Annotated in this window: 10 protein-coding genes; 3 read left to right on the top strand and 7 right to left on the bottom strand. The window is 39.8% G+C overall.

Annotated features, from left to right (window positions below):
- The 3 genes from modC to modA all read right to left on the bottom strand — a co-directional run bounded on the left by modC (window position 1) and on the right by modA (window position 2,782).
- Window positions 1-1,092, bottom strand: coding sequence for a molybdenum ABC transporter ATP-binding protein ModC (modC, locus tag C9J40_RS13100; protein WP_107208511.1), 1,092 nt, complete (start codon window positions 1,090-1,092; stop codon window positions 1-3).
- Window positions 1,092-1,781, bottom strand: coding sequence for a molybdate ABC transporter permease subunit (modB, locus tag C9J40_RS13095; protein ID WP_107208510.1), 690 nt, complete (start codon window positions 1,779-1,781; stop codon window positions 1,092-1,094). The genes modC and modB overlap by 1 nt, the downstream gene beginning before the upstream one ends.
- A gap of 230 nt (window positions 1,782-2,011) precedes the next feature.
- A complete protein-coding gene (modA, locus tag C9J40_RS13090) occupies window positions 2,012-2,782 on the bottom strand; it encodes a molybdate ABC transporter substrate-binding protein (RefSeq protein WP_107247152.1) in 771 nt (256 codons plus the stop codon).
- A 317-nt stretch (window positions 2,783-3,099) separates the two neighbouring features.
- Here modA and C9J40_RS13085 point away from each other — a divergent pair, with 317 nt between their 5' ends.
- On the top strand, window positions 3,100-4,506 hold the full coding sequence (locus C9J40_RS13085; RefSeq protein ID WP_107247151.1) for an amidohydrolase: 1,407 nt from the start codon (window positions 3,100-3,102) through the stop codon (window positions 4,504-4,506).
- A gap of 69 nt (window positions 4,507-4,575) precedes the next feature.
- On the opposite strand, the gene C9J40_RS13080 is transcribed toward C9J40_RS13085, so the two are convergent.
- Complete coding sequence (locus C9J40_RS13080) at window positions 4,576-5,226, bottom strand: CatB-related O-acetyltransferase (RefSeq protein ID WP_107208507.1); 651 nt, start codon at window positions 5,224-5,226, stop codon at window positions 4,576-4,578.
- An 87-nt stretch (window positions 5,227-5,313) separates the two neighbouring features.
- Between C9J40_RS13080 and C9J40_RS13075 the strand changes: the two genes are divergently transcribed.
- Window positions 5,314-6,231: a LysR family transcriptional regulator gene (locus C9J40_RS13075; RefSeq protein ID WP_107247150.1), complete on the top strand. Its 918-nt coding sequence runs from the start codon at window positions 5,314-5,316 to the stop codon at window positions 6,229-6,231.
- Between the two features lie 311 nt (window positions 6,232-6,542).
- Complete coding sequence (locus C9J40_RS13070) at window positions 6,543-8,429, top strand: FAD-dependent oxidoreductase (protein ID WP_107247149.1); 1,887 nt, start codon at window positions 6,543-6,545, stop codon at window positions 8,427-8,429.
- A 52-nt stretch (window positions 8,430-8,481) separates the two neighbouring features.
- Here C9J40_RS13070 and choV read toward each other — a convergent pair whose 3' ends face one another.
- From choV to C9J40_RS13055, 3 genes are all read right to left on the bottom strand, one after another.
- Window positions 8,482-9,663, bottom strand: a complete 1,182-nt coding sequence (choV, locus tag C9J40_RS13065; RefSeq protein WP_107247148.1) for a choline ABC transporter ATP-binding protein — start codon at window positions 9,661-9,663, stop codon at window positions 8,482-8,484.
- A 2-nt stretch (window positions 9,664-9,665) separates the two neighbouring features.
- Window positions 9,666-10,508 (bottom strand): choline ABC transporter permease subunit, encoded by an 843-nt coding sequence (gene choW, locus C9J40_RS13060; RefSeq protein ID WP_006645056.1) that lies wholly within the window; start codon window positions 10,506-10,508, stop codon window positions 9,666-9,668.
- Between the two features lie 131 nt (window positions 10,509-10,639).
- The gene (locus C9J40_RS13055) at window positions 10,640-11,575 is read right to left on the bottom strand and encodes a choline ABC transporter substrate-binding protein (protein ID WP_107247147.1); all 936 of its coding nucleotides are present in this window, start codon (window positions 11,573-11,575) and stop codon (window positions 10,640-10,642) included.
- Between the last annotated feature and the right edge of the window lie 35 nt (window positions 11,576-11,610).

Below are 11,610 nucleotides of genomic sequence, written 5' to 3'. Positions count from 1 at the left end.
CTATGCTAAATCATCTTTAGTCACACTTACGCCTTTAATTTGCGCATAGACTTTATCGCCAATCTTTAACGCTAATTCATCAGCAGCCCATGTAGTAATATTTGCCCATAAATGCGTTTCACCAACACGCAATTTTACTTCGACACGTTCACCTTCAGCATAATGAATTTTGTCAATGCTTGCGGCTAAGATATTACGAATACTGGTTTGAGTGGGTTGTTCACGAGCAATAGATACATCATTTGAAAAAATACGTACCCTCACCCATTCACCTCGCTGCTGCTCTAATCGGCTGACCCATAAGAATGAATCATGACTTAACATTACCTGCGTTAATGCATATTTAGGATGATTATAATTAATCCGTGCACTGAGTAATGAACTTTGCTCTTTAACAGGTAACCAAGGGCGCATTTCAGGTGAACTCCACACTGAATTCACATGACCCGAAATTAATACCTTACCTTGGTTAAGCATCACCATAGAATCGGCAAGGCGTAAGATTTCATCAAGGCTATGGGTTACATAAATAATCGGTGTGTTCACACTCTTAGCTAAACGCTCAAGGTAAGGCATTAGCTCTTGTTTCCGCGGCATATCTAATGATGCTAATGGCTCATCCATCAGCAACATATCAGGTCTAGTTAATAACGCACGTCCAATCGCGACCCGCTGCTTTTCGCCACCGGAGAGTGACGAGGGATAACGGTGTAATAACGCTTCGATACCAAGCAGTTTTACGACATCATTAAAATGCGTTTCATCAGGCACTTTCACACCGTAGTTTAAGTTACCTTTGACGCTGTAATGAGGGAATAAACGCGCATCTTGAAATACATAACCAATTTTGCGTTTATCTGGCGAAAGAAATATCCGCTCTTCACTACTATAAAGGGTTCTATCACCAAGCTTAATAACCCCGTTATCTGGCTTTGTTAAGCCCGAAAGAACATTCACTAACGACGTTTTACCTGCTCCTGAACGACCAAAGATCGCAGTGATCCCTTTCATGGGCACATCGAGATCAACATCTAGCGACAAATCACCCAACTGTTGTTTAAATTTAATTTTTAATCGTTTATTAGTTGTCATTACATTACTTCCAACCGTTTTCTAGCAAGCCGTGTTAGCCACTCAGAAGCAAATAATGAAGACAAGGCAATCACGATCGCGACCACGCATAAACGGGCCGCTTCACTTTCAGCCCCTGGAGTTTCAATAAAGGAATACATTGCCAATGGAATCGTTTGAGTTTGACCAGGAATATTAGAAACAAAGGTAATCGTTGCACCAAATTCACCTAGAGCACGAGCAAAGGCTAAAATTGTGCCTGTTAAAATACCAGGGATCGTTAATGGTAACGTAATGGTTACAAATACACGTAGGGGGGATGCGCCTAGTGTACGAGCAGCTTGTTCGAGCTTTTTATCGACCCCTTCTAAGGCAAGGCGAATAGAACGCACCATTAATGGAAAAGAGACCACGGCAACCGCTAAAGCTGCCCCTCGCCAACTAAAGCTAAAACTAAAGCCAAACCACTCATAAAGCCATTTGCCTATAGCGCCTTGTCTTCCCATTGAAATTAACAATAAATAACCAATCACAACAGGAGGTAAAACAAGGGGTAAATGAATGAAACCATCTAATAATGATTTACCCCAAAAATCTCGACGAGCCAATAACCAAGCACAAGCAATACCCAAAGGAAGGCTAAATAGCACAGCAACACTTGAAATTTTAAGGCTTAATAATAACGCTTGTAATTCATAATCAGTGAGCAAAGCGAACAATCCTGTGTTTCAATCTAAACCCATGCTCTTTTCTGCATGAGATTCGTAATAATAGCGATAGCATAAGTAATCATTGCATCATAGTCAGTAACGATGTGTATAAAACTTCGTAGTTGCTCTATAAATAAACAAAAAAGCACGGAGCGAAGTGCTCAGTGCCTCGTTTTATCTATAACGTCGTTTAACCATAATATGATTGATTTATTACCTAACTTTTTGTCTTAATTAACAAAACCAAAACCATATTGTTTAAAAATAGCTTTGGCTTCGTCATGCTGTAAGTATTCATAAAACGCTTTTGCCGCAGGCGTCGCATTACCTTTGACTAATGCCATTGGATACGTAATTGGCTTATGTGAATCAGCAGGGAAAGTCGCAACGATTTTTACTTTTTTAGAAATCTCTGCATCGGTTTTATATACAATTCCAAGTTTCGCTTCGCCGCGTTCAACTAACACTAATGCCGAGCGTACGTTATTCGCCATTGCCAATAAGGGCTCTGCTTGCTGCCATAATTTTAGATACTCTAACGATTGCTTAGCGTAACGTCCTGCTGGAACATTTGCCGGATTACCCACCGCTAAACGTGTACCGTCTAAGGCTTTAGATAAATCCCAGCTTGCTGTCAGCTTGATATTATTTTGTGGATAATCAGTAGGCGAAACCATCACTAAACTGTTTTTTAGAACATCGACACGGCTATTATCAATGACCGCGCCCTGCTGCTCTACATAATCCATCCACTTTTCGTTAGCTGATAAATAAATATTTGCAGGTGCACCAAGTGCAACTTGCCGCGCTAGCGCTGAAGATGAAGCGAATGAAAGCGTGGTTTTAACCCCAGTCTCCTTTTGATATTTAGCTGCAATGTCATTTAACGCATTGGTTAATGACGAAGCCGCAAATACCGTAATGTTGCTATCAGCAGCAAAAGATGAAAAAGAGAGTGTTGAGAGTAACGCTGCTGTTGCGAAAGCTAATTTACGTGTCATGACGATGCTCCTAATATTTCGATGTATAGTAAACTACATATCGGTTATTTCAAGTATTATCTGTGTCATAGAAATTTAGTGTTTAAACTACAATATATCTGTCTTCAACATCACTTTTTATTGTCATCTGAAAAGTAATTAATTCTCTCACCTTCCAATAGCAAACGATTACATGCCTTTTATTATCGCTGACAAGCATAAAACACCCCGGACATAGCGATTTTGATCACAATTAAAAGTAATAACTGAAATTATTATTTTCAATAAAAAATTACTCAGTATTATCTGCGAAAAATACCTTCCTTCGGTGATACTCGATGTTAAAGAAAACATTACTTGCTGCATCATTAGCAACTTTATCTCTTCCAAGCGCTTCTGCTTTTGCGATCGAAAATGTTGATCTATTAATCAAGAATGGTCAAATACTGACCATGGATCGTGAAAAAACGATTTTTGATAACGGTTTAATTGCAATTAAAGATAATAAAATTGTCGCTGTTACTGATGGCTCAGACATTAATGAGTATAAATCAGTAAAAACAATCGATGCTGATGGCGATATTGTGATGCCAGGTCTTATTAATACCCACACTCATGCATCTATGACTGTTTTCCGTTCATTAGCAGATGATGTACCAGATCGTCTTCACCGTTACATTTTCCCATTAGAAAAAAAGCTGGTATCACGTGAAATGGTACGTATCGGTGCTCAATTAGGTAACGTTGAAATGGTGAAAGGTGGCGTAACAACTTACGCTGACATGTATTACTTTGAAGACGAAGTAGCTAAAACCGTAGATCAAATTGGTATGCGTGCGATTTTAGGTGAAACCATTATTCAATTCCCTGTAGCAAGTGCTAAAACACCGGAAGATGGCATTAAATACGCAGAAAAACTGATTAATGAATATAAAGATCACCCACGTATCACAATGGCATTTGCGCCACATGGCCCATACACCAACTCAACAGAAACTCTGCAAACTATTGCCAAACTTTCGATGAAATACGATGTTCCAGTGATGATGCACTTAGCTGAATCAGATCGTGAGCGCGAGGTTATTGCAAAACGTTCTGGTGGCCTATCTCCTGTAAAATACATGGAGTCTATTGGCGCACTAAACGAGAACTTAGTCGCAGCACACGTTATTGATGCAAACGCAGAAGATATCGCTATCTTGAAAAAGTACGATGTGGGTATTGCACATAATATGAGTGCAAACATTAAATCAGCAAAAGGTGTATCACCAGCATTACAAATGTTTAATGACGGCTTACGTATCGGCTTAGGCACTGATGGTCCAATGTCAGGCAATACGCTAAGTACTATCGATGAGTTTAACCAAGTTGCAAAAGTACATAAGTTAGTTAATAAAGATCGTGCAGCCATGCCACCTAAAAATGTAATTGAAATGGCAACGATCGGTGCTGCTCGTGCACTCCATATGGAAGATAAAGTTGGCTCTTTAGAAGTCGGTAAGTTGGCAGATGTGATCGTTATTGATACCAAAGCGCCAAATATGGTACCTGTCTATAATCCATATTCAGCACTGGTTTACTCTGCTTACGCAACGAACGTAAAGCATACGATTGTTGACGGTAAAGTGATTATGGAAAACAGAAACGTACTGACTGTTAATGAAGATAACATTCGTAAAGAGGCGCTGCAGTTTGCAGATAAAGTACGTCAAACCGTTATTGAAAGCGGTGAAATCGTACAGTAATTAACATCTTTTATCTCATCTTATAGGGCAGTATCAGCTGCCCTATTGCAATTCTTAGTATAAAAGTGGCTAACGCTTAATGTTTTCAAGATAGTATCCATAAAGCTGCTCGACATCACCGCTACACATAACTTGCATCGCTTGTTTCAGTTGCTGCTCTGACCAATTCCACCACTGCATTTCAGTCAACATCTCAATTTGCTTTGCCGTGAATCGCTGTTTCACCACATGATTATTCGCTACAACCACGCTATAAGGCTCAACATCTTTGGTGATCACCGCCCTTGATCCAATTACAGCACCATTACCAATTTTTACTCCAGGCATGATCATCGCTTCAGAGCCAATCCATACATCATTGCCAATCACGGTATCGCCTGCTCGCTTAAAACCACTGGGCACATCTTCACCAAAATCATTACCAAAGGGAAAGGTTGAAATCCAATCGATACGATGTCCTTGATTACCCGCCATCATAAAAGTCGCGCCAGAAGCAATAGAGCAAAATTTACCAATGATCAGCTTATCCACTTCGCCAAACATACCGCTTTGCCAAACCTCTTTGGTTGGCTTATCGCCAAGCAAATAGCGTACTGCTTGATCTTCAAAAGATTTATCGTGGTAATAACCAGAATAATAACTGTAATCACCAACTTCTATGTTGGGGTTAGTAATCGTGTCTTTTAATTTTTGGCTTTCAAGCCATGTTTCAAACTGCATATTAAACGTCCTGTTGATTGATTGCAGTTAGTCTAATTGTTCTTTATTCTTACCAGAAGTGACCATTAAGAGATTAATAATTACCATATGGAAATAAAGTGGCTAAGTTACGTACCCATCTATTTGGCGTTATGTGAAGAAAAAAGCATTGCAAAAGCAGCGCTAAGATTGAATTGCTCAAGCGCGCATATCAGTCGACAGTTGCGCCAACTCGAAGCACTACTCGATACTCAGCTTATACAGCGAACAACTCGCCAATTTAACCTCACCTATGATGGGCTTGAATTTTATAAGCAAGTAAAAGCACTGTTTGCTCATGCAGAAGCCATAAACGAAGGATTAGATGTCACTAATTCGGTTTATGGCAAACTTCGTATCGCAGCGTCTGCTTCTTTTGGCTCGATGCTATTAAGTGAACATCTTGCCGATTTCAATTTGAGTCATCCAAACATTGAATTAGAAGTCGCTTTTACTGAAACCCCATTAGATCTAATAGAGCAAGGTTTTGATGTCGCCATTTATTTCACCGAGACGCCACCAGAAGGCTATGTCGGTCATTATATCCGCCACCTTCAGTGCCAACCCTTCGCTCATGAAAGCTACTTAGCAGATCATCCAGCGATTACTCATCCATTGGATTTGCGCGATCATCACCACATTATTTATAGAAATAGCGAATTCACGCTCGATAAGTGGTGCTTTATTAATCAAACAACACAAGAAAAGACAAATATTATCCTTAAACCTGCCATGAGTTTTAGCCTAGTCACCGTCATGACCGAAGCTATGATCAAAGGCTGTGGTATTGCTATGCTTGATGAAATGGCGCTCAGTCACTTAGATAGTGATAAACGAACACATATTATTAATATCTTACCTGATTGGTTTACACCTAATCGTTTGCCTTTATATATCCTTTATCCTAAACGTAAACATCTTGCCCAACGTACAAGTCTATTTGTTAATTTTATTCGTCAAAAATTTGATAAAACAAATGAGAATTAAAAATAGATTGAAAGAAATAAAAAGAAGAATACGGCCTTTAAAATACTAATATTGGCCTGACAACGCTTAATCACCCATATTCTATTCGTAAAAAGCATAGGATATAATTAAGAAGATTTGTATAGTGATTATAAAAAGTGAATACAATAGCTGCTCAATGCTGTTGCTTCGCAATACACCTGAGTGATAAATAACTTTTACCCTACTTATTTATCTTTTCAAAAATATATTCAATTTTCTCACATAATCATTAACTGCAAATAACCAAGCAATCTTGCTGCCCAGTAAATAAATAACAATAGAGGCAATTAATGGTTACTATTAATATTGATGGCAATAGCTATCAAGTCGACAAAGATCAAAACTTATTAGAAGCAGCAAAACAATGCGGTATTGAGATCCCATCACTCTGCGACATAGACACATTCACAGATGAATGCGCACTTTGTGATGTTGAAATCGCAGGTAAAGGGATTGTGAAAGCGTGCAAAGTTAAACCTACTGATGGAATGGTCGTCACTACTTCATCGCAATTATTGTCAAATATTCGAAAGTGCAACTTAGAGCGAATTTTACAACGCGCAAATACCAACTGCAGCGTACCGCCTTGTCAGATTGCCTGTCCTGCAAGCGTTGATATCCAATCCTATTTATACTTTATCGCTCACAATGAACACTTAAAAGCCATTGAAGTGATAAAGAAAACATTGCCTATGCCGCTTTCTATTGGTCGGGTTTGCCCTGCTTTCTGTGAAGCAAAATGCCAGCGTAACTTAGTCGATGAACCACTCGCGATCCGTCAATTGAAACGTTACGCCGCTGACATTGACCTTGAAAAACTAAATAACTACACCCCAATCAAAAAAGACGATAAAGGTAAACGTATTGCCATTGTGGGTGCAGGACCTGGCGGTTTAAGTTGTGGTTATTTCCTTAGCAATGAAGGTTACAACGTCACTGTGTATGAGGCGATGCCACAAGCCGGTGGATGGCTACGTTACGGTATTCCTGAGTATCGTTTACCTAAAGATATTCTAGATAAAGAGATCGATATTATGTGTCGTAACGGCATGAGTATCGAAACCAATAAAAAGTTAGGTGAAGACTTTACCCTCTCTTCGCTCAGTGAAGAATTTGATGCTGTTTGTTTAGCGATTGGTGCATCACAAGCCAGTGAGATGAAGTATACCGGTAGTGATTTAGCAGGCTGTTATCTTGGTGTTGATTTCTTAAAAGATCAGACACTCGATAAACAATATACTATTGGTAAAAAAGTCGCGGTCATTGGCGGTGGTAACACTGCAATTGACTGCGCCCGCTCTGCATTACGTTTAGGCGCAGATACCACACTTATTTATCGCCGTACGCGTGATGAAATGCCAGCTGAAACCTATGAAATTGAAGAAGCAGAGCACGAAGGTGTTAAATTTCACTTTCTAACCAATCCTGCTGAAAATATTGCAGATGACAATGGTCATGTTTGTCAGATAAAACTTGAAAAAATGGCATTGGGCGAACCTGATGCCTCTGGTCGTTGCTCACCAAAAGCAACCGGCGAATATGTTGTTGAAGACTTTGATACCGTTATCGCTGCTGTCTCGCAAAAAACCGATACCAGCTTTATTGCTAACGAAGATATCGAACTTTCATTTAGTCGCTGGAACACCATCAATGTTGATGAAACAACGATGCACTCTGGGGTTAAAAATATCTTCGGTATTGGTGATTTTCGTCGAGGGCCAGCAACAGCGATTGAAGCGATTGCTGATGGGCGAAAAGCGGCAAAAGGGATTGATGAGTTCTTTGGTGGTACCATGGAAAAACTCTATACCGAGTCATTCCGATCTCGCAATGTTGAAAGAAGTCATCTTATTCAGCCTGAACATATTGAAAAGTTAAAACGTGTTATGGCAAGTATTGCCACTGGAGATAACGCTAAGCAAACCGAACAGATGTTAAATCACGCCCTAGCTAAAGTGTTACGCGCTAAAATGCCAGAGCTAACACTGGCACAGCGTCATTTGAGCTTCAATGAAGTTGAAACGGGGCTATCACAGCAAGCCGCTATTGATGAAGCTAACCGTTGTTTAAGTTGTGGTTGTGATGAAGGCAACGACTGTAAACTTCGTCACTATGCAACAGATTATAAAGTTGATCGTAAATTGTTTATCAACCGTGCCGTACCTTTAGCGAACTAAAAAATCACGGTCAACAATGACGTTTTATATCGTCTTTGTTGACCGATTTTCATTAAGACGCTAGCTGAAAATCACCTAGCAGCGCGTTATAAACATCTTTGTTATGTAACACCCCAACCAATTGATTATTTTCAACCATGAGTAATGGTTTATTATTCAGTCGCTTCAGCTCAATGGCATCTCGCATACTAATATCAGGGCTGACCATCACTATAGTGGAATCATTTATATGGCTTGGAATAGCATCTGTAATTTGCCATGAAAGGCAATCAACATTAACTTCATTCACGATAGACAACGTATCCTCATTTTGGGCGATCCAAAGCTCATCAGCATCACACACTTTATAAGTATTTCCCCGTTGCTCTAACGCGGTTAATGGCGTCATTAATGAGCGTCCTTTCAAGACATTTAACGGATTAGTATGTGCGACAAAATCACGCACATACTCTGTTTTCGGATTGAGCACGATTTCTTCCGGTTTTCCGTGTTGAATCAGCTCTCCTGATTCCATAATCGCGATATTATTACCGATTTTAAGTGCTTCATCTAAATCATGACTGACAAACAAAATCGTTTTATTTAGTTTGCTTTGTAGTGCTAATAATTCATCTTGTAACTGCGCACGGATTAACGGATCAAGTGCTGAAAAAGGCTCATCCATCAGTAAAATATCGGTATCCATAACAAATGCACGTGCAAGACCCACCCGTTGCTGCATCCCGCCCGATAACTCTGATGGGTATTTATCTTCCCATTCAGCCAGCCCCACCATTTCTAACTGCTCTCTAGCGCGCTGATGGCGTTCTTTCTTTGGGACATTTTGCATTTCAAGTCCAAAAGCAACGTTATCTAACACGGTTAGCCATGGCATTAAGGCAAATTTTTGAAATACCATTGAAACGCGATGAGTACGAAGATGCTGTAACTGGGCTTTTGAGCAGTTCGCTAAATCTACGGTTTGTTCACCATCTTTAATCAATAGTTCGCCACGACTTATATCATTCAATCCATTAACTGCGCGTAATAGACTTGATTTCCCCGAACCAGACAACCCCATTAGTACGCAAATCTCGCCTTCTTTGATTTGCAGGCTAACGTTATTTACTCCAACCACCTGGTTTGTTTCATCAATAATTTGTTGACGGCTTTTTCCTTGATCTAATAACGCTAAGGCTTGTTGCTGTTTATCGCCAAACACCACATCCAGATTGTTAATCGTTATTGCATTCATGATCACAGCTCCTTCTGTGCTGGGGTTTTACATAATCGGTCTAAAATAATCGCGACCAATACAATCGCAAGTCCCGCTTCGAATCCTTGTGAAATATTCACGGTATTTAATGCACGTACAACGGGTTTACCTAATCCATCCGCGCCGACTAACGCGGCGATAACCACCATAGACAAAGACAACATAATGCATTGGGTGATACCCGCCATGATACTTGGCATCGCCGCGGGTAACTCGACTTTTAACAATAGCTTCATCCGACTTGCACCAAACGCTTTACCTGCTTCAATTAAATCTTCAGGCACTTTCGTGATACCTAAATACGTGAGTCGTATTGGCGCTGCAATAGCAAAAATAATGGTAGAGATAAGCCCGGGCACAATACCTAGTCCAAACAAAACCAGCGTTGGAATTAAATAGACAAACGTCGGCACCGTTTGCATTAAATCTAAAATAGGACGCATCAAGGTATACAACCACGGACGATGCGCAGACATGATCCCGATTGGGACACCAATAAGCACTGAAATACTTGTGGCAGCAAAGACCAACACAAAGGTTTCTAGCATTTCCTGCCAGTAGCCTAAATTTAAAATAACTAATAATGCTGCAACAACGAAAACCACTAATGAAATTTTACGGTGTAAATACCATGCTAACGCCGCGGTGATTAAAATAGGCAGTGCTGGCGGCATCCACTTAAATACATCAACTAAAAATAGAATTACGGTTTCTAAGAAAAATGAAATGGCATCAAATAACCCTGCTGCATTGATAGTTAACCAATCAACACCTGCTTCCATCCATTGACCCAAAGGGATTTTATTATCCGTAATGAAATTCACACTTTTGCCTTTTATTTGATAAGACGATGCTTACCACCTTATTTTTATGAAGTTTTACAATAGCTAATAACAAAGAAGTACCTGCGCTAATAAACGAGAAGTGATTATTAACGCAGTATTTTAAGAAAGGATTAAGATTGCTTTAAGTAATCCAACACCGCTGTAGCGGCAACGTTACCTTCGCGAGTTTTGACGTCTTTCAGCCATGCTTCCACTTGCTGTGGATTTTCACTCAGCCATTGACGTGCTGCTTTTTCAGGTTGAACCTTTTGATTAAGGATCGCTTCCATTAAGCTATTTTCCATTTCTAAGCTAAATGAAAGATTTTTCAGAAGCTGTCCAACGTTTGGACACTCGGTTAAATAGTTACTGCGAACATTGGTGTAGACATTGGCACCACCATAGTTAGGTCCAAAAAAGTCATCACCACCAGCAAGGTATTCCATTTCAACGTTGCTATTCATTGGGTGTGGTGCCCAACCTAAATAAACAATCCACTGATCACGGCGTACAGAGCGAGAAACTTGCGAAACCATCCCAGCTTCACTTGATTCCACTAAACTAAAGTCTTTTAAACCAAACGCATTCGTATCAATCATTGATTGAATCAAACGGTTACCATCATTACCAGGTTCAATACCGTAAATACGGCCTTTAAATTTATCCGCATGTTTTGCCAAATCGGCAAAGCTCTTAACACCTGCGTCATAAACATATTTAGGTACAGCTAACGTATATTTTGCACCTTCTAAATTCGCTTTTACTGTTTCAACCGTTTTGGCTTCACGATATTTCGCAATATCGCCTTCCATGGTCGGCATCCAATTACCTAAAAAGACATCAATATCACCATTCGCCATTGATGAGTACGTCACGGGCACTGACAATAAATCAGTTTTAGTGTTGTAACCCATTCCTTTTAAAAGCTCAGAAGTTACCGCTGTGGTTGCCGTAATATCCGTCCAGCCTACATCAGCAAAACGTACCGTATCACATTGGTTAGCATAGCTATTAAAAGCGACTGAGCTTAACGCTAAGGCAAGAAGTGTTTTTTTAGTAACAGACATAATTATTCCTTTGTCTTTTTATTTATCATTATTAA

It is taken from the genome of Photobacterium sp. GB-72, from assembly GCF_003026095.1.
Taxonomy (GTDB): domain Bacteria; phylum Pseudomonadota; class Gammaproteobacteria; order Enterobacterales; family Vibrionaceae; genus Photobacterium.
The sequence above is the reverse complement of the archived record's forward strand: the minus strand, read 5'-3'. Positions and strand labels throughout refer to the sequence as shown.

Coding starts and splice junctions, on each gene's coding strand:
- choV (WP_107247148.1), bottom strand. CDS start 9,663: ATGAATGCAATAACGATTAACAATCTGGATGTGGTGTTTGGCGATAAA.
- modA (WP_107247152.1), bottom strand. CDS start 2,782: ATGACACGTAAATTAGCTTTCGCAACAGCAGCGTTACTCTCAACACTC.
- C9J40_RS13055 (WP_107247147.1), bottom strand. CDS start 11,575: ATGTCTGTTACTAAAAAAACACTTCTTGCCTTAGCGTTAAGCTCAGTC.
- C9J40_RS13085 (WP_107247151.1), top strand. CDS start 3,100: ATGTTAAAGAAAACATTACTTGCTGCATCATTAGCAACTTTATCTCTT.
- C9J40_RS13080 (WP_107208507.1), bottom strand. CDS start 5,226: ATGCAGTTTGAAACATGGCTTGAAAGCCAAAAATTAAAAGACACGATT.
- C9J40_RS13070 (WP_107247149.1), top strand. CDS start 6,543: ATGGTTACTATTAATATTGATGGCAATAGCTATCAAGTCGACAAAGAT.
- modC (WP_107208511.1), bottom strand. CDS start 1,092: ATGACAACTAATAAACGATTAAAAATTAAATTTAAACAACAGTTGGGT.
- C9J40_RS13075 (WP_107247150.1), top strand. CDS start 5,314: ATGGAAATAAAGTGGCTAAGTTACGTACCCATCTATTTGGCGTTATGT.